Origin of the sequence: Paenibacillus kribbensis (assembly GCF_001705305.1) — a bacterium.
In the GTDB taxonomy this organism is placed as follows: domain Bacteria; phylum Bacillota; class Bacilli; order Paenibacillales; family Paenibacillaceae; genus Paenibacillus; species Paenibacillus kribbensis_B.
The window spans coordinates 21,694-45,435 of sequence record NZ_MCBP01000021.1; the positions used below are offsets into that span (position 1 = coordinate 21,694).

General features: G+C 46.7%; 18 protein-coding genes. All 18 read left to right on the top strand.

Annotation, left to right across the window (positions count from 1 at the left end):
• Window positions 1-235: 235 nt before the first annotated feature.
• On the top strand, window positions 236-2,413 hold the full coding sequence (locus BAZ21_RS25495) for a RelA/SpoT family protein (protein ID WP_068505629.1): 2,178 nt from the start codon (window positions 236-238) through the stop codon (window positions 2,411-2,413).
• A 137-nt stretch (window positions 2,414-2,550) separates the two neighbouring features.
• Window positions 2,551-2,997, top strand: coding sequence for a D-aminoacyl-tRNA deacylase (dtd, locus tag BAZ21_RS25500; RefSeq protein ID WP_068505630.1), 447 nt, complete (start codon window positions 2,551-2,553; stop codon window positions 2,995-2,997).
• A gap of 124 nt (window positions 2,998-3,121) precedes the next feature.
• Window positions 3,122-3,283 carry a hypothetical protein gene (locus BAZ21_RS29215; RefSeq protein WP_176718217.1) on the top strand — a complete coding sequence of 54 codons (162 nt, stop codon included), beginning with the start codon at window positions 3,122-3,124 and terminating at the stop codon, window positions 3,281-3,283.
• A gap of 820 nt (window positions 3,284-4,103) precedes the next feature.
• The gene (gene hisS, locus BAZ21_RS25505; RefSeq protein WP_068505631.1) at window positions 4,104-5,348 is read left to right on the top strand and encodes a histidine--tRNA ligase; all 1,245 of its coding nucleotides are present in this window, start codon (window positions 4,104-4,106) and stop codon (window positions 5,346-5,348) included.
• A gap of 88 nt (window positions 5,349-5,436) precedes the next feature.
• Complete coding sequence (gene aspS / locus BAZ21_RS25510) at window positions 5,437-7,215, top strand: aspartate--tRNA ligase (RefSeq protein WP_068505632.1); 1,779 nt, start codon at window positions 5,437-5,439, stop codon at window positions 7,213-7,215.
• A 119-nt stretch (window positions 7,216-7,334) separates the two neighbouring features.
• Window positions 7,335-8,084, top strand: a complete 750-nt coding sequence (locus BAZ21_RS25515) for a tRNA threonylcarbamoyladenosine dehydratase (RefSeq protein ID WP_068505633.1) — start codon at window positions 7,335-7,337, stop codon at window positions 8,082-8,084.
• A 174-nt stretch (window positions 8,085-8,258) separates the two neighbouring features.
• Entirely contained in the window at window positions 8,259-9,557 is a 1,299-nt protein-coding gene (locus BAZ21_RS25520; RefSeq protein WP_068505659.1) for an NCS2 family permease, read from the top strand.
• Between the two features lie 97 nt (window positions 9,558-9,654).
• The gene (locus BAZ21_RS25525) at window positions 9,655-11,472 is read left to right on the top strand and encodes an ABC transporter ATP-binding protein (protein WP_068505634.1); all 1,818 of its coding nucleotides are present in this window, start codon (window positions 9,655-9,657) and stop codon (window positions 11,470-11,472) included.
• A 604-nt stretch (window positions 11,473-12,076) separates the two neighbouring features.
• Window positions 12,077-12,775 carry a response regulator transcription factor gene (locus BAZ21_RS25530; RefSeq protein ID WP_068505635.1) on the top strand — a complete coding sequence of 233 codons (699 nt, stop codon included), beginning with the start codon at window positions 12,077-12,079 and terminating at the stop codon, window positions 12,773-12,775.
• A gap of 364 nt (window positions 12,776-13,139) precedes the next feature.
• A complete protein-coding gene (locus BAZ21_RS25535) occupies window positions 13,140-14,489 on the top strand; it encodes a 2-hydroxycarboxylate transporter family protein (RefSeq protein ID WP_068505636.1) in 1,350 nt (449 codons plus the stop codon).
• A gap of 189 nt (window positions 14,490-14,678) precedes the next feature.
• A complete protein-coding gene (locus BAZ21_RS25540) occupies window positions 14,679-16,922 on the top strand; it encodes an ATP-binding protein (protein WP_068505637.1) in 2,244 nt (747 codons plus the stop codon).
• A gap of 45 nt (window positions 16,923-16,967) precedes the next feature.
• Complete coding sequence (gene citD, locus BAZ21_RS25545) at window positions 16,968-17,261, top strand: citrate lyase acyl carrier protein (RefSeq protein ID WP_025682173.1); 294 nt, start codon at window positions 16,968-16,970, stop codon at window positions 17,259-17,261.
• A complete protein-coding gene (gene citE, locus BAZ21_RS25550) occupies window positions 17,262-18,143 on the top strand; it encodes a citrate (pro-3S)-lyase subunit beta (protein ID WP_068505638.1) in 882 nt (293 codons plus the stop codon). It begins immediately after the preceding gene.
• Window positions 18,144-18,153: 10 nt separating this feature from the next.
• Entirely contained in the window at window positions 18,154-19,713 is a 1,560-nt protein-coding gene (gene citF / locus BAZ21_RS25555) for a citrate lyase subunit alpha (RefSeq protein WP_068505639.1), read from the top strand.
• Between the two features lie 54 nt (window positions 19,714-19,767).
• Complete coding sequence (locus BAZ21_RS25560) at window positions 19,768-20,940, top strand: NAD(P)-dependent malic enzyme (RefSeq protein ID WP_068505640.1); 1,173 nt, start codon at window positions 19,768-19,770, stop codon at window positions 20,938-20,940.
• Between the two features lie 128 nt (window positions 20,941-21,068).
• The gene (citC, locus tag BAZ21_RS25565) at window positions 21,069-22,100 is read left to right on the top strand and encodes a [citrate (pro-3S)-lyase] ligase (protein ID WP_256022612.1); all 1,032 of its coding nucleotides are present in this window, start codon (window positions 21,069-21,071) and stop codon (window positions 22,098-22,100) included.
• 1 nt (window position 22,101) lies between these two features.
• Window positions 22,102-22,644, top strand: coding sequence for a citrate lyase holo-[acyl-carrier protein] synthase (citX, locus tag BAZ21_RS25570; protein WP_068505641.1), 543 nt, complete (start codon window positions 22,102-22,104; stop codon window positions 22,642-22,644).
• 47 nt (window positions 22,645-22,691) lie between these two features.
• Window positions 22,692-23,579 carry a triphosphoribosyl-dephospho-CoA synthase CitG gene (citG, locus tag BAZ21_RS25575; protein ID WP_068505642.1) on the top strand — a complete coding sequence of 296 codons (888 nt, stop codon included), beginning with the start codon at window positions 22,692-22,694 and terminating at the stop codon, window positions 23,577-23,579.
• The last annotated feature ends 163 nt before the right edge of the window (window positions 23,580-23,742 follow it).

Consider the following 23,742-nt stretch of genomic DNA (forward strand, 5'->3'; position numbering starts at 1 on the left):
TATATACATTAATTACTTTTCGTAATTTTTTCAATACAATTCGTTTCATTTCGTCAACAATCCTGATTTGCTGGTCTATTTGTGACGGAATAACACGACAATATCCAACCTGTAATAGTTGACGTGTGACGTAGTAACCGTCATAATTATAGGAAATCACTTTTAAAAGGGAACCTTTGCGCGACATTGATCGGCGGGTTCCATTTTGCATAGAAAGGACACGGAATAGAGCAGAATGGGGATAGAGCAATTACTTAAAAAGGCCGGGGCCTATACCAGAGAAGCAGATCTTATCCGCATCAGGGACGCCTATGATTTTGCCGAGCAGGCCCATTCGGGGCAGACGCGCAAGTCCGGTGAACCTTATATTCTGCATCCGCTTGCGGTTGCTGATATCGTCGTTAATATGCAGATGGATACCATCTCCATTATCGCCGCTCTTTTACATGACGTTGTGGAGGATACGACGGTGTCTTTGGCGCAGATTCGCGAGCATTTTGGCGATACATGTGCGATGCTTGTCGATGGTTTGACGAAACTGGAACGTATCCAGTTCCGTTCCAAGGAAGAACAGCAGAACGAAAATTATCGAAAAATGTTTATTGCTATGGCACAGGATATTCGTGTCATTGTTATTAAGCTGGCGGATCGTCTGCACAATATGCGCACCTTGAAATATCAGTCGGAGGAAAGCCAGCGCCGAATTGCTTATGAAACGCTGGAGATTTTCTGCCCGATTGCGAACCGCTTAGGTATTTCAGCGATTAAATGGGAAATGGAAGATATTGCTCTTCGTTATCTGAATCCTCAGCAGTATTATCGCATCGCCAATTTGATGCATAAGAAACGGGCAGAGCGGGAGCAGTTTATTGATAATGTTATTGTACGCATCGGGGAAAAACTGGAAGAGATGGGCATTCAGGCTGATCTTTCTGGGCGTCCCAAGCACATTTACAGTGTGTTTAAAAAAATGACAACGAAAAACAAGCAATTCAATGAAATATATGATTTGCTGGCGATTCGAATTATTGTGGATAACATTAAGGACTGTTATGCCACTCTGGGGATCATCCATACGTTGTGGAAGCCTATGCCGGGACGGTTTAAGGATTATATTGCCATGCCTAAGGCCAATATGTATCAGTCCCTTCATACAACAGTCGTGGGCCCCAACGGTGAACCTACCGAGGTGCAAATTCGCACGGTGGATATGCATCGCACCGCTGAATTCGGGATTGCCGCCCATTGGGCTTATAAAGAAGGCAACGGAGCAAACAACACGAACTTTGAGGATAAAATCACCTTTTTTCGGGAAATTCTGGAGTTGCAAAATGAGGCGAAGGACGCGTCGGAATTTGTGGAATCGCTCAAAATGGACTTTTTCTCCGATCTTGTGTTTGTGTTTACTCCAAAAGGAGAGGTTATTGAATTGCCAGCCGGGTCGGTTCCGCTGGATTTTGCTTTCCGTATTCATACCGAAGTTGGTAACCGGACGATTGGCTCCAAGGTTAACGGAAGAATTGTGCCATTGGACTATCGGCTTAAAACCGGCGATATCGTCGAAATTATGACGTCCAAGCATTCTTATGGACCTAGTCAGGACTGGCTCAAAATTGCCCAGTCCTCTCACGCGCGCAGTAAAATCAAGCAATGGTTTAAGAAAGAAAAGCGTGAGGAGAATATTGAAAAAGGCCGTGAGAATCTGGAGCGTGAGCTCAAAAAACGTGATATAGAGCCTTCGGTATGGATGAGTGACGATAAGCTTCAGGAAGCTGCAGCAAAGTTTTCTTTCAACGATATAGAGGATATGCTGTCTGCGATTGGCTTTGGCGGTATAACCGCAGCTCAGGTCTGTACACGTTTGACGGAGAAGCTGCGCAAGGAGCAGGAAGAGGCACGGCTGATCGAGCTGACCACCGAGGTCAAGGAATACAAACCGCAGGGCGAACGCAAAAAAACACCGACCAACGGCGTCAGCGTCAGAGGAGTCGACAATTTGCTCGTTCGTTTTGCACGATGTTGCAATCCCGTGCCGGGAGACGACATTATCGGTTATGTAACACGTGGCCGTGGCGTATCGGTTCACCGGACAGATTGTCCTAATATTCCTGCGGGTACGGGGGAAGATCAGGCTCGTGTGATCGAGGTTGAGTGGGAGGAAGCAGCAGAGGTCAATTATAGCGTCGATATTGAGATTACAGGACATGACCGCAACGGTCTGCTGAACGAGGTGCTTCAGGCTATATCCGAGAACAAAACCAGCTTCTCGGCCGTTACAGGCCGTACCGACAAAAACAAAATGGCGATGATTCACATTACGATTCTCATACGCAATACGGATCATTTGCATTCTGTTGTCGAACGGATTAAACGGGTGAAAGATGTATATACCGTGCATCGGATTATGCAATAACCTTTTAAGCGTTACAGTAGGTTAAATGGCTTATACAGCGTATGTTTTGGGTACAAGCCCCGTAGGCTCCCAAACGGGCCGTGCTGCGGCTGTAAGCGCCTTTTAAAGGGGAAGGTTAAAGGAGACAGCGGATAGGGATGAAGATCATTATTCAGCGCTGCAAAGACGCACAGGTAACGGTTAATCAAAAGGTGGTCGGCAAGATCGGAGCCGGATTAATGCTGCTGGTCGGTATAGGTCAGGGAGATACGGCGGCGGATGCCGTTTATTTGGCGGATAAAACAGCGGGATTACGTATATTTGATGATGCTGAAGGTAAAATGAACGACAGTGTGCTGGATGTCGGTGGGTCCATTTTGTCGGTCTCTCAGTTTACATTGTATGGTGACTGCCGTAAGGGGAGAAGGCCTAACTTTATGGAAGCGGCCAAGCCTGAGGAAGCAGAGAAGCTTTATGATTTTTTCAACAGCCAGCTTCGAGCCAAAGGCTTGGAGGTCGAGACGGGCATTTTTGGGGCCATGATGGATGTATCATTGACCAACTGGGGCCCGGTGACGTTGATTCTGGATAGCGAGCGTTCGTAGCTATATTCGTGGGGGTGGCGCTGATACTGGGGTAGCATAAAATATCCGTTCAGGGGGACGATAATGTCATCCTAACTGGTATGAGCCAGATGGACAGTCTTAGGGTGACAGGAGAGACGAAGCGATGCGTCAAACCCCAAAAATGGACGGTTATCGAAGCGCTACACTGCTTTTCCCCGGTAGTATTCAGGAGGCGATCAGCCTTACCCGAGATGCTGATACGTTATTGCAGCATGTTGCAGCAGCCATGAACAAGCCGGGACGCGGTTCTTTGCCGCGCAGGTAAGACTTAATATTTGTCACGCCAGTGAAGAAGCCGAAAGGCTCCTTTTTCTTATTGGCTGCTGCGAATTATTATAAAACCAGATCATGAGCCAGATATTATTGGCTTGAAGCAAGTTACACCATTGTACGTGAGTTGTTCAAGGCAATGCATTTAAAGCCAAGAGAACGTTATCAGATTGTAAATTGTCAATTGTCGATACTTGAGGAATATAGTCTGCTATAGAGTGGTTGTAATACAATTGTAATATTCGAAACATCATTTCTTAATATTCGTTGTTTATAATAACGGCATGACCCCCTTTTGATATATCTTTTGAACCTGCGGACCGTTTCCACAGGTTTTTTTCTTTTTATAGGACCTATTTGTTTGATTCTAGAGGGAATGTCTTGACTTTGTCGAAGCAGTTCATTAAAATCATAAAATAATGAAAAATGATTTGATGACGGGACCAAGTACTCCGAACCCACAAGCGCAGAGAGGAATTTCCAGGCTGTAAAAATTCCCTTGATGAGCGGACGAATGACCTCCCCGAGAACAGGCGGCGAACAATTGAGGAGCACCTGCCGAAAGTGCACGGGTAACTGTGCCAAACAGCGGACCATCCTGCATAATAGCCGTACTGCGCGTTACGGGCGTTATACGTATGAGCGGAGTCAGTGTAAGGCTGACGGGCACTGAGCGTTTTTTACGCGCTGGCTGTCCGGGAAACTCCGGAATGTGGGTGGTACCACGGGTGATTTGTAAACGACAATCCCTCGTCCCTGTTAATTTTAACAGGGCGGGGGATTTTTTTGTTTTTATTAAGAGGGGGGATACGTTAATGGCCTTTCAGAAGCCGACAGGAACGCAGGATTTGCTGCCGGGCAATGTAGAAAGATGGCAGGTTGTCGAGGAAAAAGCCCGTGAAATTAGCCGCCGCTTTAATTACCGCGAGATCCGTACACCGATGTTCGAACAAACGAATTTGTTCGTTCGGGGTGTGGGTGAAACGACGGACGTGGTGGAAAAGGAAATGTATACTTTTGAGGATAAAGGCAAACGCAGCATGACGCTGCGTCCGGAGGGGACAGCAGGGGTTGTCCGCTCTTATGTGGAGAATAAGCTGTACGGTGAGCCGGATGTGACCAAGCTGTATTATATTGGCCCGATGTTCCGATATGAGCGTCCACAGGCTGGACGTCAGCGTCAATTTCACCAATTTGGCATTGAGGCATTTGGAGCGGTTGATCCAGCTCTGGATGCAGAAGTTATCGCTTTCGGTTATCAGTTCTGCCGTGAGCTGGGCTTGAAAGGGGTAAAGGTGGAGATTAACTCTGTCGGCAATGCCGCTAGCCGTGCAGCCTATCGCCAACATTTGGTTGATTTCCTGTTGCCTATTAAGGATACGTTGACCAAGGAGAGTCAAGCGCGGATTGACCGCAATCCGCTGCGGGTGCTGGATAGCAAAGATGACCAGGACAAATTTGGCGGTGCGCCTTCTATTTTGGATAGCCTGGATGAGGAATCGCGCACACACTTTGAGAAAGTAAAGCAAAATTTGGATGCCATGGGCGTGGAATATACAGTCAACCCGCGTCTGGTGCGGGGGCTGGATTATTATACGCTGACAGCGTTTGAATTCAAGGCCGAAGGTATTGGTGCCATTGACACGATCGGCGGAGGCGGGCGTTACAACGGATTGGTCGGAGAGCTGGGTGGACCGGATCAGCCGGGTATCGGCTTCGGTATCGGCCTGGAGCGCATTCAGCTGATCTTGGAGCATCAGGGTATCCAACTGAATGAAGCCAAGCCTCTAGACGTCTATATGGTGGCATTGGGTGAAGCGGCAGAAACGGAAGTGACCAAACAGCTGTTTAAGCTGCGCCAAGCCGGATTTTCCGCGGAGCGAGATTATCTGGGTCGTAAAATGAAGGCACAGATGAAATCAGCAGATCGCTTTAAAGCGAGATATACTGCGATTCTGGGTGAGGATGAGCTGGCTCAGGGTGAGATTGCACTGAAAAACATGGAAACCGGTGAGCAGCGTACCGTTAAGCTGGATCAGCTGGTGGAAGAACTGGGCTAAAGAACATGATGTAACATCGGTCGGGGGCAGCTTCCTTCGATGGATTCACATAGCATGAACCACTAAAACATTAACAGGAGTGTGTATGATGAAAAGGAGTCATCAATGCGGCGCATTAACCCATGCGCATATCGGAGAAACAGTTACATTGAACGGCTGGGTACAAACCCGTCGTGACTTGGGAGGCGTATTGTTTATTGACCTGCGCGACCGCAGCGGGATTGTACAAATCGTGTTTAACCCGGCATATTCCGGTGACGCACTGCAAATTGCGGATCGCGTTCGTAGTGAATATGTGCTTGAGGTTACCGGTACCGTTGTCAAGCGTGATGCGGAAACGATCAACCCGAACCTGCCTACAGGTGAAATTGAAGTGCGTATCACTGAAATCGAGGTATTGAATGCGGCCAAGACACCTCCGTTCTTCATTGAAGATGGTGTAGAAGTAGACGAGTCGTTACGTTTAAAATACCGTTACCTGGATCTGCGTCGTCCAGAGATGCATCAGACCTTGAAACTTCGCTCCAAAGCGGCTAAGGTGTTCCGTGACTTCCTGGACGGTGAAGATTTCATCGAGGTGGAGACACCGATTTTGACGAAAAGCTCCCCGGAGGGTGCTCGTGACTATTTGGTGCCAAGCCGTGTGCATGAAGGCGAGTTTTTTGCTTTGCCGCAATCACCGCAAATTTACAAGCAATTGCTGATGGTAGGCGGCCTGGAGCGCTACTACCAAATTGCACGTTGCTTCCGTGATGAAGACTTGCGTGCTGACCGCCAGCCTGAATTTACACAGGTCGACATTGAGACCTCCTTCATGGAACGGGATGACTTGCTGCCTATGATGGAGCGTCTTATGGTCAAACTGTTCAAAGAGACGATCGGTGTAGAGCTGGAAACCCCATTCCAACGGATTACACATGCAGAAGCGATGGACAAATACGGCTCTGACAAGCCAGACCTGCGTTTTGGCCTTGAGTTGATTAATGTGAATGATATCGTGGCAAGCAGTGGTGTAAAAGTGTTCGCTTCCGTGATTGAAAAGGGCGGCGAGGTAAAAGTCCTCAATGCCAAAGGATGTGGCACATGGAGTCGTAAGGACATTGATGACCTGGGCCCTTATGCTGCACGTTACGGAGCTAAAGGCTTGGCTTGGATTCAGGTGAAGGAAGGCGAATTCAAGGGGCCTATCGTGAAATTCTTTACACCGGAAGAAATCGAAGCACTGAAAGAGCGCACGGGAGCTGAAGAAGGCGATCTGTTGCTCTTCTCTGCGGATAACAAAAAAGTCGTTGCTGATGTATTGGGCGCGCTTCGTCTGAAAATTGGCCGCCACTTGGGACTGATCGACGATAACACATTCAAATTTGCATGGGTTGTGGACTTCCCGCTTCTCGGCTATGACGAAGAACAAAAACGCTATGTAGCAGAACACCATCCGTTCACACGTCCAAATGATGAAGACCTTGCCATCCTGGATACAGACCCAGGTCGGGTTCGTGCCCAGGCGTATGATATCGTGCTGAACGGCTATGAAGTAGGCGGCGGCTCGATGCGGATTCACAAACGTGATGTTCAGGAGAAAATGTTCAACGCTCTCCGTTTGTCGCCAGAAGAAGTCAAAGATAAATTCGGCTACCTGTTGGATGCGTTCGAATATGGCGCGCCTCCACATGGCGGTATTGCCTTCGGTTTTGACCGTCTTGTGATGCTGCTCACAGGTCGTACAAACCTGCGTGAAACCATTGCATTCCCAAAAACAGCCAGTGCAACAGACCTGCTTATGGATGCACCATCCGAAGTGGATCAATCTCAATTGGAGCAGCTTCATATCCGTCTTGCTCCGAAGCCTGTTGCGCCTAAAGCCTAAGACAAACGTTTGGCTTAACAAGTGCCATGAACCCGTTATCCTTTTTTGGATAATGGGTTCGTGGTTTGTATGCTAGTGTTTAAGCCTAAAGTTAAAATCAATAAGGGAGGATATACCACATGCTGCATCAATTTTCACGAACGGAGCTGGCAATTGGCTCTGAGGGTCTGGAAGCTATGAAGAATAGTACGGTAGCCGTGCTGGGTATTGGCGGTGTCGGCTCGATTGCAGTGGAAGCACTGGCCCGGACGGGTGTCGGACGTATTATTTTGATTGATAAAGATGTCGTAGACATCACCAACATTAACCGTCAGATTCACGCGCTGACAACAACGGTAGGTCAAAAAAAGGCTGATCTGATGGTAGAGCGCGTGAAGCTGATTAACCCTGAATGTGAAGCTATTGCGTTGAACATGTTTTACACCGAAGAAACATATGAAGAGTTGTTTAAATACGATCTGGATTACGTGTTGGATGCCTCGGATACCATTATTTACAAAATTCATTTGATCAAGGAATGTCTGAAACGCGGGATTCCGATGATCTCCAGCATGGGTGCTGCCAACAAAATGGACCCAAGCCGTTTTAAGGTGGTGGATATTTCCCAGACAAGAATGGACCCGATTGCCCGTGTCATTCGCACCAAGCTGCGTAAGGAAGGCATTACCAAAGGCGTCAAGGTTGTATTCTCCGATGAGGAGCCGATGAAGCCGCGTGAAGACATTACGAAAAAAATCGTACCTGCGAACGCACCTGAAATCCGAAAAGCGAAGCAGCCCCCTGCGAGCAACGCTTTTGTGCCTCCGGTAGCAGGCTTGATCATGGTCAGTGTAGCCGTCAAGGATTTGCTGGAGCGCGCTGGCGTGTAGCCCCGAAGATAGCATGGCTGTATACTTTTAGATTTTGTATCAGTATGAATCTATTTGAAGACCTGTAGTTCTGTGCATCACATCCATGGTGTCACAGCTGACTGCAGCTCTTTTTGTTTTGAAAAAATGCAGCTTGCTGCAACCAGATTGGACAACTTGCTGGAGGGTTTTGGTATGAAGGGTGGACTATGGTCCAGAAGTCTCGGTTTCAAACCCGAGCATCATTGGAAAAAGGAATTGGCCGCTGGCGCCATTTCTTATTTTTCCGTTGTATATATTGTGATGGTCAATGCGACCATCTTGGCAGATGCTGGGATTCCCCTGCAAGGGGCGATGCTCGGGACACTGCTCACGTCCATGATCGGCTGTCTGCTGATGGCTTTTGGGGGGAAATCCCCCATGGTCGTTGTACCAGGGATGGGGATCAATGCCTTTTTCACTTATACGCTCGTACATTCGATGAAGCTGAGCTGGCAGGAAGCGTTGATGGTGGTGACCATCACCGGAATTTTATTCGCCATTGTAGCATTTACATCTTTGTACAAGCTGATTAGCCAGGCAATTCCTCATAATTTACAGCATGGAATAACGGTAGGAATCGGCTTGTTTTTAACCTTCATTGGATTACAAAAAAGCGGTATCGTGATTGCTCATCAAACGACCTTTGTGGCCATCGGTCATTTTAATGACCCTAAGGTGATCACGGCTTGTGCAACGTTGCTGCTCGCTATTGTGTTGTTTGTCCGTAACGTTCAGGGGGGGCTGCTGATCAGTATTTTAGCGGGAACAGGGCTTGCCTACGTGATGGGAGCCGTAGAGCCGACAAGCACAGTGCGAACCTCTGAAACCGTGCGGCAGTATGGGCAATTGTTTGGAGAGCTTTCCTTTTCAGGTATTGTATCGGTAGCTTTTTGGATCGCTGTTTTTCTCCTGCTGCTTATTGTACTATTTGAGAATATTGGTATGATTACTGCGCAGACCAACATGATTGGAAGACCGGACACCTTTAAGAATAGCTTGCGTGTGTTGGCGGTAACCAATATTTTTGCTGGTATTTTGGGCAGCAGTCCGGCGGTAGCTGCGGCGGAATCGACAGCTGGTATTGCGGCAGGCGGACGTTCGGGAGTGACACCGCTAGTAACTGCTATATTATTCGGGGCCACGTTCTTCTGTATTCCACTGCTGGCTTACATTCCTGATAGCGCCATTGCCCCTGTGTTAATCATTATTGGCGGACTCATGGTGCAAAATGTGCGTGAAATGGATTTTAGTGATTTTACCGAGGCGTTTCCTGCATTTCTGATCATGGTGATGATGCCCTTTACTTACAGCATTGTAGACGGGATGGCATTTGGTTTTATTGCATACCCCGTAGCCAAGCTGGCAGCAGGACGAGGCAAGGAAGTGCCCGTCGCATTGTATATCATTTCTGTACTATTTGTGGCTAACTTTGTGCTTCATTCTCTGGTGTAGTAAACTCGAAGATAGAATGCACTGTTCATACCCGCGCAGAGCGCGGGTGTTGTTGTTTGGACAAGAATGGTCAGAATGGAAGCGGGGTTGATGGTTTATGGAAAATGAGCATCATGTACAGCAAGATGAACAACAGGGCTGGAAGAAGGAAAAAACGGGTAAAAGACCCGATAAGGCTGGCATGAGCCGGTTTATCAAATTAATTGCGAGTGCGCATCCGCCCAAGGCTATTCTCACCATTGCCATGATTCTGACCCTGATTCAGACGATTGCCGGTTTAATTGTACCGCTGATGACCAAGGGACTAATCGATGGTTTGACCTTTTCTTCACTGAACCGTATGGTCATTTTTGGTTTGCTTGGTGCGTTTGTGCTTCAAGCTGTGGCTTCGGCGGTTTCTATTTATATGCTGAACTATGCCGGACACAAAATTGTGGCTAATTTGCGCAAACGCTTATGGCATAAAATTTTGTCTCTCCCCATCCCGTACTTTGATCGGAATCGGTCAGGAGATACGATGAGTCGTGTCACCAATGATACGAGCCTGATTATGAACCTCATTACGGAGTATCTTGTCAACCTGATTTCTAATGTGATTGCAATTATTGGCGGTATTGCGTTGTTATTTTATCTGGATTGGGTTATGACACTCATTATTATGACTATTGTTCCGCTAACAGCTCTTATTCTGTTCCCGGTAGGACGGAAAATGTACAGCATCTCCAAAAAGCAGCAGGATGAAATGGCAGATCTGACCTCGGTGCTGAGTCAGGTTATCGGTGAAATCAGGCTGGTGAAGGCTTACGGAACAGAAAGCCGAGAAGCAAAGGCTGGAGAGGATCGTATCTACCGGATGTTCCGCTTCGGTCTACAGGAATCCCGTATTTTGGCTCTTGTAGGGCCAATCTCTACCTTCCTGCTGACCGCAGTGCTGGTTATTATTTTGGGTGTAGGTGGTGTACGAGTGGCATCAGGCGTGCTAACTGCCGGGGATTTAGTGGCTTTTATTTTGCTGCTGTTTCAAGTGATTACACCTATGGCACAATTTACAACCTTGTATTCTCGTTTGCAAAAGGTGGTTGGAGCTACTGAACGGATTCAGACGATTTTGGATCATGAAGAGGAGCCGCTTGAATTGAAGCAGGAAGCAGCAAAAGAGAGCAGGGATATTGTACTGCGTGATGTTGCTTTTTCCTATACCGAAGGTGAAGAGATTCTTCATAATGCGAGTTTGGTCATTCCAGCTAACCGCACGACAGCGTTCGTAGGTCCGAGTGGAAGTGGCAAATCGACTCTGTTTTCATTGCTGGAGCGCTTTTATGTGCCAGATACCGGGGAAATCTGTTATGGAGATGAGCCGATATCGTCATATACGCTATCCTCCTGGCGTTCCAAAATCGGTTATGTGTCGCAGGAAAGCTCCATGATGACTGGAACGGTCAGAGATAATATCACGTATGGCCTGGGACGGGAAGCTGATTTGGAAGAGGTAAGACAGGCAGCCAAGATGGCATATGCGGACACGTTTATTATGGATTTGCCTCAAGGCTATGATACTGAGGTAGGGGAACGGGGGATGAAGCTGTCCGGCGGGCAGCGCCAACGGATTGCCATTGCGCGTGCGCTTCTTCGCAGCCCGGACATTCTCATGCTGGATGAGGCTACCTCCAGTTTGGACAGTTCCTCCGAGCATGAGGTACAGAAGGCGCTGGCGAACTTGATGGAAGGACGAACGACGATTGTCATCGCTCACCGTTTGTCAACGGTCGTTCACTCCGATCAGATTATCGTGTTGGACAAGGGCAAGGTGACGGGTGCAGGAACCCATGCCGAGTTAATAGAGTCCCATCAGGTTTACCGCGAGCTGGCTCAAAAGCAGTTTGTGGAGATGGGGGAGAGGAGTATGGAGCATTAGTGGCCGCTTCGCGTGTGATTTGATCCTCCGATCGCTGTTGCCTCTGAATTCCTCTGATTGTAATGAGAACAAGGGGGGAATTCAGAGGCAAAGGCGAACGCTCCGCTTCTCCGGATTCAAATCACCCGCTTCGCTGATGCCGCAAAGGTCCATACTTGGGTAGAGAGCAGGGGAGATTAAGAACCTGAGATCAAGAACATAAGAGCAGAAACAAAGAAATAATCGTGAATGAAGCTGTGTAGAAGTGAGCTTTGGGTTTTTAGAGGATTAGTGTGATTCATCCAAAATTGGTTTTTCCAAAATCTTGACGAAAAGGTTTTATAAAGATATTCAACAAGGAATCAGGGAGTTTTTTGAAGCTGTATGACATACAACATATAGAGTTGGCTAAAATGATGCTAGACTAAAAAATGGACACTGAGAAGCGAGATAAAATCAATTCAATTAGCAACTGTAGCCAAGGTACGTGTTTTGATCGAGCTGTTCACAATGGCTATACTTGAAGTACCCATAGACGTTTCGACCGATAGAGCGCGTTTTGTTTTTTTTGTATTGTTAAAAAGGGTTTTCGTAAGAGGACTTATAGAAAGGAATGGGGTCAAGAATGAGCAAACCGAGAGTATTGGTAGTTGATGATGAAAACGCTATCAGAAAATTGATTAAAACGGTTCTTGAAGGCGATGGAATGGTTGTGCTTCAGGCTGAAAACGGTATGGAAGCCATGCGGATGATTAGCGAGGAGCCATTCGATCTCGTCCTCCTGGACATTATGATGGAAAATATTGATGGCTATGATGTGCTTGGTCAAACGCGGAATATGGGCATCCATACGCCAATCATTTTTTTGAGCGGGAAAAAAGAAGACACAGATCAGATCATTGGACTTGGACTTGGGGCAGATGCCTATATTACCAAGCCATTTAGTCCTCCAGTGCTTTGTGCTCAGGTAAAGAACCAGATTAAAAGATATCGCCAGCTTCAGGAATCAACACAACAAGCCTCACGCATTGCGTTGGGACCATTTCTATTCAATCATCATACCTATACGTTTCAAAAAAATAATCAGGAAATCGCGTTGTCATCAAAAGAGTTACAACTTATGAAATTTTTTATGGAGCATCCCAATCAGGTCTTCTCGAAAGAACAGCTATATCAAAACATCTGGAAAGATACGGTTGTCGATAATAATACGATTATGGTCTATATCAGACACCTGCGGACCAAAATTGAAGAAAATCCCACTAAACCGAAATATATCAAAACCGTCTGGGGAATCGGGTATCGTTTTTCCGTTGAAAAATAGATTAACTATACACTATCCAATTGTATACGTTCTCTTGAAAGCACGCCGATGAACCCGGGGGGCTTTTTTTCTACGGCTAATTATTTTTCTGGCCATCCTTAATCTAGCAATAAAAGGGATACATAACTTTGGAGGGTGCACCACACCGTAGTTTTTTTTCTTTGAAAACGCTGACATATTTTTGTCACATGGTTCTTAAAAACATTTAAGGATTAGTCAGAATACTTTAAGATTTGCTTTTTACAATTTAGTTATCTCGAATCATCCAATGAGTGAAAACGTTTTACAACAAAGTCTTGTGAAAGCCTGGGCTAGCGTTTGATTCGAGGATAAAACGCAGATTGATCATCTAGGAGGCGATCAAGTGGTCACTAATAATCTACAAGAAGCCGCAGAGCTTAAGCTACAGCCACGAACAGAGTCCAAATGGAGAAAGGTGTTGAATTACAAGATTGGAGGGGTCATTCCTGTAGGCCTTTATATCCCGTTTATGGCTGTTGTCTACTTGCTGATGAACTCCGGAAAGCTCGGTAGTGATATGCCTGGGGCTGTATCTGTCATGGTATTGTATGGTTTTATTCTGGCGGAGATTGGAAAGCGCATTCCTATTCTGAAGGATATCGGCGGCGCAGCAATTATGGCAACGTTTGTTCCTTCTTACATGGTGTATGCTCATCTTCTCCCGCAGTCAGCAATTGATTCCGTTACTGACTTTATGGATAATACCAATTTCCTGTATGTGTACATCGCAATTGTTATCGCTGGTAGTATCCTTGGTATGAACCGGGAACTCATGATAAAAGCGGTCATTAGATTGGCTGTCCCTTTGACGATCGGATCCATTCTCGGAACAGGCGTCGGTTTGCTTACAGGTGTGGCTTTGGGAATCCCTGCGTATGATACCTTGTTTTACATTCTTGTTCCTATCATGGCGGGAGGCGTTGGTGAAGGTGCGATTCCACTCTCTATCGGCTACAGCCAAATTTTAGGTTCGACCCAGGGTGAACAATTTGCCATGGTTATTCCTGCGGTCATGTTGGGCAGCTTGTGTGCTATTATCCTGTCCGGCTTGTTAAAAAAACTGGGGGATAAAAAACCGGAACTTACCGGTAACGGCACGCTGCTCAAAACAGGGGATAGCGATGTTTTGGGACTTGCAGAGGATAAAAACAAAAAACCGCTTGATCTTTACCAAATGGCTGCCGGAGCCATTTTAGCCATCGGATTCTTCATGTTAGGTACCTTAGCCGCTGAGTTTGTTGGTCTGCCTGGTCCGATCGTCATGCTCTTTGCAGCATTCCTGGCAAAATATTTTGGTTGGTTGCCAAAATTCCTTGAAGATGGAGCGCAACAGATGCAACGTTTCTTTGTTATCGCCGTAACGTACCCGCTCCTGCTTGCGGTAGGTGTTGCTAAAACACCGTGGGAGGCATTGATTTCTGTAATTAGCCCTGCTTATTTCATCACCATTTTTGTAACTGTATTAACCGTGGTTGCGAGTGGATATTTTGCTGGTAAGTGGATGAAAATGTATCCGGTTGAAGCTGCGATTATCACTTCTACTCGATGCAGCCAAGGTGGAACAGGGGATGTCGCAATTCTTTCTGCAGCCGATAGAATGGTACTCATGCCATTTGCCCAGGTATCCACACGTCTCGGTGGTGCAGCAACAGTAACACTTGCTATTTTCCTGCTGCGATACCTTACACACTAAGGTAGTGAAATCTTAAAAAAAATTAATAATTTGACAGGATACTTTAAGATCTTGTCATTACAATGAAGTTGTCTTGAGACACCATTTAGTAGACGAACATGAATAACTGATATACTCGGAAGCGAATTAGCCCTGGCACCAGGGCTAGGGACTGATAGGCTACTAGCACGATGGAGATGACAAAACAGGATGAGATTTCAACGAGAGATACCGTTTCATTATCGAAGCCATTTTTCATTCATCACTATGCTAGCGCTTCCGATTTCTTTTCTAGTTCTGCTGTGGATGGCCTACGGCTCGTATATGGACGGAGAACGTACCGTAATTGAACAGCAGCAGCAGCAATTGCTAACGATTGCCAAGTTAAACAGCACGTCTATTGAATCCTTTTTCGATGAACAAATGCACACGCTGCAAATATTGGCAGGCAACCGGCAGATATCGCTCGCCATAGCCAATAAGAATGAAGCTGTGATTGACGAAAGCCTATCTGCTTATTATACCGCCAAAAAAGATAGCATCTATCGGATTAGCCAGGTGAACCTGGAAGGGAGAGTGGTACACACTTTTCCCAAGCGCAATCGTACGGATGCGATTAAAGCCTATGAATTAATCAAGGATGATATTCAAAGGGTGCTGCGAGAAAAAAAACCGTTCATCGCAAGTGCCAAGCTGGAGAGGCAAGGCAATTATATTGTTCATCTGTTTCAGCCTGTTTATCTTGATGGGAAATTTCAAGGTGCGCTCATCAGTGTGGTAAATCTAAACGCTGTGTATGAGGAGCTGTTGAAGCCGATTCGCGTGGGGACCAAGGGTTATATCCATGTCAAGGATCAGCAAGGTTACTATCTCATGCACCCGAGCGAAGAAAATATCGGGTTATCGCTATCAGCGATTAAGGCCAAATACCCGGGGCTTGATTACCGCGACCTGGAAAAACTGTTCAAAATGCAGCTTACCCAGGAACAAGGCTCAGCTTTCTACCATTCGTACTGGTGGGGTGATGAATCCTATACCAAGACGAAAAAGATCGAGGCATTTTCCCGAGTTCATCTTGGTGACTCGTTTTGGGTGGTTGCCGCCGCCATGAACTACGATGATGTGAGAGAACCGATTGCACAAAATCGGATTAAAACCATTGAGATTTTTTCAATGATCGTCCTGACGTTGGCTTGTGCCGTTTATATCATCATGAGGACGAAGAAAAATAAAGAGGCATTGGAGTACGAGACGAGGTATTTGCGGGAACTGAATAACAAGAACGAGCTGTTGAGAAAAAAGGATCTGCAATTGCAGCACTCGCAGAAGCTACAGTTGATCGGCACGCTATCAGGGGAAATTGCCCATGATTTTAATAATTTTCTAACGCCCATCAGAGGCTATGCAGAAATCATGCTTAGCAGTATAGAACCTACTGAAGAAATTTATGATTACGTCAGTGAGATTTATGATGCTTCCGAGAAAGCAAGATTGATAATCGAGGAAATCCTGCTATTGAGCCGGCTGGAGAGTGGAAAGGTCAAGAAAAACGCTCCGGTCAAAGTTGAAGAGCAGGTCGAAGAGACACTGGGACTCATAAAATCCTTCCTCTCACCCAAAGTGAATGCTGTGTTCAAAAAACGGGTAGATTCAGCTGTTATTTTTGCAAATAAAGTACAGATTCATCAAGTCATTATGAACTTGTGCAACAATGCTTATCAAGCAATGAAAACAGCCGGCGGCGAACTAAAAATCATATTGGATGCCATTCCCTTGCAAGAGGTAAAAAAAATCCGCGAGAACGTCTTGGAAGTCAGCGATTACGTTTCTTTATCTGTCTCGGATACGGGTAGAGGGATGAGTGACGACACCTTGCAGAAAATCTTTGATCCTTTCTTCACAACCAAACCGGCAGGAGAGGGTACGGGGCTTGGATTGTATATCGTCCAAAGCATTCTCGAAAAACATCAAGGATTTATTACCGTGGATTCGGAGCTGGGCAGGGGTAGTACGTTTACGGTGTATCTGCCGAAAACGGAGTTTGTAGCAAAAGAGACAGAGATCAATATGAACCCTGTGTTTACTGAACAAAAGCGCATTCTTTTGGTCGATGATAAACAGCGCGTATTGAAAGCGATGAGAAAAGGACTGGAATCGTATGGTTTCCACGTTGAGACAGAATCAGACAGTGTGGAAGCATTGCAGCGGTTCGAAAAGTCTCCAAACCATTACGATCTGGTCATTACGGATCAGGCAATGCCTTATCTGACGGGTACGGAATTGGCTGAACGTATCAAGGTAATCAACCCAAGTATGAAGATCATCCTGATTACCGGTTATGTCGAGGATCACGTGGTGGCATACAAGGAGAGATTGATCATTGATGAATACATGTGCAAGCCTGTAGCAGGTTCAGATATGGCACAAATGATTTATAAGGTTCTGCAATCCTGAAGATGGAGAGTATCTACCATCCAATTGGCAAAAGAGGTGTAGACATTGATTATTCAGCAAGTAGGCATGGCCGGTACACTGGAATCAAGCGATATTACGATTTCCATCGAACCGAACGGGACAAAAGGTATTGAAATCGAGTTGAAAAGTACCGTAGAGAACCAGTTCGGGAACCAGATTCGCAAAGTGATTCTCGAAACATTACAAGGAATGGGCATTGAACATGCATATGTCCGCGCGAATGATAAAGGCGCACTGGATTGCGCCATTAAGGCTAGAGTAATGACAGCCGTAAGCAGAGTGGTTGAGGGCGACTGCCGACCATGGGAGGCGGAATAGATGCAGAAACTGAGAAGGACTATGTTGTATGTTCCAGGGAATAACCCAGGGATGATCCGGGACGCCCATATCTATGGGGCAGATTCGATTATGATCGACCTTGAGGATTCCGTTTCCCTATACGAAAAAGATGCAGCACGTTTGCTGGTTTACCAGGCTTTGAAAACCTTTGATTTCGGGGGCATCGAGGTGCTGGTCAGGGTAAACCCGCTCAATACGCCGTATGGCAGAGATGATTTTGAAGCGATTGTACGAGCGAAGCCAACTGCCATTCGATTGCCGAAAACGGAGACCGCCAATGACGTGATCGAGGCGGATGAATTGATTACCGAAATTGAACAAAAGATCGGCATGGAGCATGGGACAATCAAGCTTTTTGCAGCGGTTGAGAGTGGCAAGGGCGCATTGAATGCGGCGCAAATTGCGGTTGCCAGCAAGCGGCTTATCGGCATCGCCATTGGAGCGGAGGATTTTGTCACAGACCTGAAGACAACGCGCTCGCCAGAAGGCATTGAGCTATTGACAGCACGAAGCCTTATATTATTTGCAGCAAGAGCTGCTGGCATTGCTGCTGTCGATACAGTCTACTCGGATGTAAATAATGAAGAAGGCTTTGCGAGTGAGGTGAAACTGATCAAACAGCTAGGCTTTGATGGCAAATCCATTATTAACCCACGTCAGATCGAGATTGTAAACCGCATTTATACGCCAACAGAAGCAGAGATCCAAAAATCAAAGCGGATCATTGAGGCCAGTCTCGAAGCGGAGGCAAAAGGCTCAGGTGTGATCAGTCTCGACGGTAAAATGATTGACCGTCCGATTGTAGAACGTGCACGTAGAATACTTGACCTGGCGGAAGCGGCAAAAATAAACGTAGAGTAAGGTGAATGTTATGCTAAACGGTGCTGGGAGAGAAATTCCTCTAGCTATTGAGGGACTTGATGCGATATCTCCCTTTGATCGCAAATCGACTTACGGGCAATTTAAAAATACAGAGCGGTTAAAAGACCGCCAGCAAAATTCTGCCAAAAACAAAATCATTGATTCGGTGGAGAAAGCCATTGAAGCTACAGGCTTGCGTAATGGGATGACGATCTCGTTCCACCACCATTTCCGCAACGGGGACTTTATCTTGAATATGGTTATGGATAAAATTGCCAAAATGGGTATTCGTGATCTTGTCCTGGCAGCCAGCTCCTTGACGGATATTCATGCGCCGTTGGTAGAGCATGTGCGAAACGGTGTCATCCGCAGAATCGAGACCAGTGGCCTTAGAGGCGAGCTGGCTCAGGCATATTCCTACGGATGGTTTGATATTCCGGTGACGATTAACTCTCACGGTGGTCGCGCAAGAGCGATTGCATCAGGGGAATGCCCGATTGACGTAGCCTTTTTGGGCGCTCCTTCCTGCGATGCATACGGCAATGCAAACGGAACCTCCAGCGTAAACGAAGCTCCATCGGCATGCGGCTCCCTGGGTTATGCCATGGTAGATGCACAGTATGCGCGCCATGTTGTGATGATCACTGACAATTTGGTCTCCTATCCGAACACTCCATTCGCCATTCCTGAAACCCAGGTGGATTATGTGGTCGTCGTGGATCGCATCGGTGATCAGAAGGGGATTGTCTCAGGGGCTACCCGTTACACGAAGAATCCGAAGGAGCTGTTAATTGCCAAAAACGCGGCAGATGTGATTGAAGCATCCGGATATTTCGTGGATGGATTCTCATTGCAAACCGGCTCCGGGGGTGCTGCGCTTGCAACGACCAGATTTCTGCGGGAAAAAATGCTTGCCGCCAATATCAAGGCAAGCTTTGCGCTGGGTGGTATTACCCAACAAATCGTTGACCTGCATGAAGAAGGATTGATTGAAAAGCTATTGGACGTGCAGAGCTTTGACCTGCGTGCCGTAGAATCGCTTAGAAAGAACAAATTCCACCAACAAATTTGTGCGGAATATTACGCAAGCCCTGAAAATATAGGCTGCGCTGCTCACCAACTGGATGTTGTTGTGCTGAGTGCGCTGGAGATTGATCTGAATTTTAATGTGAACGTAATTACCGGGTCCGATGGGGTCATCCGTGGAGCTTCCGGCGGACACTGCGATACTGCCGCAGGCGCTGCAGTATCCATCATCGTCGCTCCGCTGATTCGTGGAAGAATGCCTGCCATTCTTGATCGTGTAAATACCATTATCACACCAGGTCATACGGTTGACGTACTGGTTACCGATCAGGGCATCGCTGTGAACCCTCTCCGCCAAGATCTCCTGGCTAGCTTCAAAGCCGCCAAGCTCCCTGTCTTCACGATCGAAGAGCTGCAAGAGAAGGCTACGCGGATTGTCGGCAAGCCAGAGCCGATTCAATGGGAAGATAAAATTGTGGGTGTTGTCAAATATCGTGATGGTTCCGTAATGGATGTAATTCGTCAAGTGAAACAAGGACGCTAAAATTATAAACCAAGAGGAGGAAGTATTGAGCAGCTGCTCAGTACAAACAAACTTATGAGTATAAAAGAAGCCGCTTTACAGGCACACCGCGTAAGAAACGGTAAGCTGGAGATTGCAGGGACAGTACCGGTCGTAAGTAAAGAGGATTTAGCGATAGCCTATACACCTGGCGTTGCTGAGCCATGCAAGGAAATCGCCAAAGATAAGAGCAAAGCCTATGAATACACGATTAAAGGGAGCACCGTGGCGATTCTGACGAATGGGACAGCCGTGCTGGGTCTGGGGGATATTGGCCCTGAGGCAGGGCTGCCTGTCATTGAGGGCAAGGCCTTGTTGCTCAAAGAATTTGGTGGGGTGAATGCGTACCCTATCTGTATCGACAGCACTGATCCAGACGAGTTTGTGCGTACGGTTGAAGTGATCGCCCCAGGTTTTGGAGGCATTCATCTTGAAGACATCAAGGCGCCAGAATGCTTCTATATTGAAGACAAATTAAAAGAAAAACTGAACATTCCGGTTTATCATGATGATCAGCATGGAACGGCAGTTGCTGTGCTTGCAGGGTTATGTAATGCCTTGAAACTTGTGGACAAAAAAATGGAGGATGTGCGCATCCTCATCAATGGAGCAGGAGCTTCAGGTATTGCCACCGCCAAGCTATTGCTTGCTGCAGGAGCGAAGCGTATGGTTCTCTGCGATATGAATGGTGCCTTGGTCGAAGGCGACACCTCTCTCAATGAACCTCAGCAGCAAATCGCCAAGCTGACGAATCGTGATAAAGAAACAGGCAGCCTTGCAGAAGTCATCAAAGGCAAGGACATCTTTATCGGCTTATCGGTTGCAGATGTGATGACAAAAGAAATGGTGCAAACCATGAGCAATGAAAGCATCATTTTTGCCCTTGCCAATCCGATTCCAGAAATTTTGCCAGAGGAAGCACACCAAGGCGGAGCAAGAATTGTTGCGACCGGCAGATCGGATTTTCACAACCAAATCAATAACCTGCTGGCATTCCCTGGTATTTTCAGAGGCGCGTTTGATGCCAAAGCCACGGACATCACGATGGAAATGAAATTAGCGGCAGCCAAAAGCATCGCAGATCTGGTAACAGACGAGGAGCTTGATGATACCTATATCGTTCCAGATGCGATTGACAAAAGAGTAAGTGCAGCAGTTAGTAAAGCAGTAAAAATCGTCGCAGAACAAAGCGGTGTTGTAAGAAAATAAAGACATTGTCTTTTCAGAACAAATAAACAGGATGCGCATCCTACCCTTTCGCTTGCAGAGTGTGGGATGCGTCATTCTGCTTATTCTGACTTCCATGCAGAAAAACGGTGATCATTATGGCTATGTGGATGGAACATTTGCGTGAAGAGATTTTAAATCCAAGCTCTGAAGACGCTCAAAGAAAGCTTCGCGATTTCCTCAAGCGCCAAGGTCTTGGAATAGACCATCAAATTGAATATACGATGGAAATTGTAGATGGCAGCGACATTGCCGCTACGGGTTCCTTTTCAGGCAGTGTACTGAAGTGCATTGCTGTGGATGAAGCTTATAAAGACCAGGGGCTATCGGCACAAATCGTTAGCCATTTAGTAAATGAAGAATACAGGCGGGGAAGGGCTCACCTGTTTATTTATACAAAACCAGCAAATAAACAAATTTTCAAGGATCTCGGTTTTTATCCAATCGTGGAGGACTCATCCAAGGCTGTCTTGTTGGAAAACCGATGGGATGGTGTGCGACAGTACCAGCAAGAGCTTTTGCAGGAAGCGGGCGATCTCGTGCCTTCGGCTGCGATTGTCATGAACTGTAATCCATTCACACTTGGACATCTGCACTTAATCGAGCATGCAGCGGCGGTTTGGGAAAAGGTACATCTTTTTGTAGTCTGGGAGGACCGATCCATTTTTCCATCAGATGTCAGATACAGACTAGTGGAAGAAGGCGTGAGACATTTGGACAATGTGGTCTTGCACAAAGGCAAAGACTATATCATCTCGGGCGCAACGTTTCCTTCTTACTTCCTCAAAAATGATGAAGAGGCAGCAAGTACGCATATATCACTAGATTTAAAAATATTTAGCCAGTATATAGCTCCATTGCTAAATATTCAAAAACGGTATATCGGTCAGGAGCCAAGCTGTGACTTGACCCGCAGGTACAACACGATCATGAAAAAATTACTGCCTTCCGTTGGAATCGACGTAGAGGAAATACCGCGACTGCTATGGGAAGGGGACGCAATCAGCGCCTCTGCAGTCCGCCAATATATCCGTCTGGGTCAAATGGATAAAGTGAAGCAGCTTGTACCGGACACGACCTATCAGTTTTTATTGTCAGTGGAAGCTGAAGAAATCACCAGGCGTATCAGGGAGATGTCATAACATGGATTCGTATGAGGTTACCCTTGAAGAAATGCTACAGGCACGCGAAAACCGGGCAGATAGACAAAGACAACTAATCAGCAGGTACGCGGTACCTCTGATCAGCATGACGATCAATATCCCGGGACCACAGAAGTCCTCTCTAACTAGTAAATACGTTTTTCAAGAAGGCTATCGTATCTTGATGAGTCAGCTGGCGGTGAACCAAATGACACCGCTGCACAGTGAAGCGTATGATCTGCTGACAGGCCCGGAAGCATATGTTGCTGTTCAGGCAGACGCGCGAATATTGAAAAAGCTGGTCATTACGATTGAAGATGGGCATCCACTAGGAAGATTACTGGATCTGGATGTGATTGGACCCAATGGAAGAGCAATCTCCAGAGATGAACTTGGCTTGGGCAAGCGAACATGTCTCATATGCGAGCAGGCTGCGCATGTCTGTGGACGGAGTAGAGCACACGCACTTCCCGAATTACTGGAAGCTATCAAAGCACTGGTGGACAGTTATACGCGAAAGCATCAAGTAGTCAAACGAGCATGATCGTTCATCATCATTACAAAATCCAGGGAGGAAGGTTGTTAGTATGTATGATCGCAACAAGCCTATTAAGTGAAAGCCTTGGTCAACAAGCTGTCCTTGCGCTGCTAACAGAGGTCTCCGCCAGCCCAAAGCCGGGACTGGTAGATCGGTTTAATCGTGGTGCCCATAAGGATATGGACTTCTTTACGTTTATGTCTAGTGCGGCCGCACTTTCCGGCTATTTTGAAAGATGTACAAAGGCGGGAGGTTCCTTTCATGGAGAGGATCTTCGTATACTATTTGCGAATCTGCGTCCCTTGGGACAGGAAGCAGAAAAGGCTATGTTTGCCGCAACAGGCGGGGTGAACACACATAAAGGTCTTATTTTTTCGCTAGGAATTATTTGTGCTGCTGCTGCGTATTGTTGTACGACACGAGCAGCTGCTGGCAAGCTGGATGAACAAATCATTTGTGAGACCATTGCTCAGATGACCAAAGGTTTATGTGCGAGTGAGCTTGCATCCCTGAAAAAATCAACAGGCTTAACGGTCGGCGAGCGGTTGTATAAAGAGTGGGGCATGACGGGTATACGTGGTGAGGTGGAAGCAGGCTTTCCCACTGTGCGAGAGTATGCTCTGCCCGTCTACCGTGAGTTGAAATCATCGCAACGATACCATGTGAATGATATCTGTGTTCAAACCCTGTTGCAACTGATGGTTGTCAACGAAGATACGAATGTCATTGGCAGACACGATAAGGAGATGCTAACCTATGTCCAGCAATATGCCAAGCAGGTACTAGAGGCGGGGGGGATCTTGTCAGAGAGAGGTGTCGCCATGATTCATCAAATGAACGATGATTTTGTGCAAAAAAATGTTAGTCCTGGTGGCTCCGCTGATTTACTGGCAGTCACAATCATGTTGGAAAATTTATGTCTAACGCCACCTGCAATATAACGGCAATGCGGTTTATTTATAGCCGTCCCATTTTAATGAAAAAGGGCTGTTCCCAAAGTGATATGTTCCCCTTACAACAGACAGGTTCATTCGTAAAACCTGCTGTTGTAAGGGGGATTTTTTTATGAAAACAGGCGTACCAGGAAATAAGGTTGGATTTTTT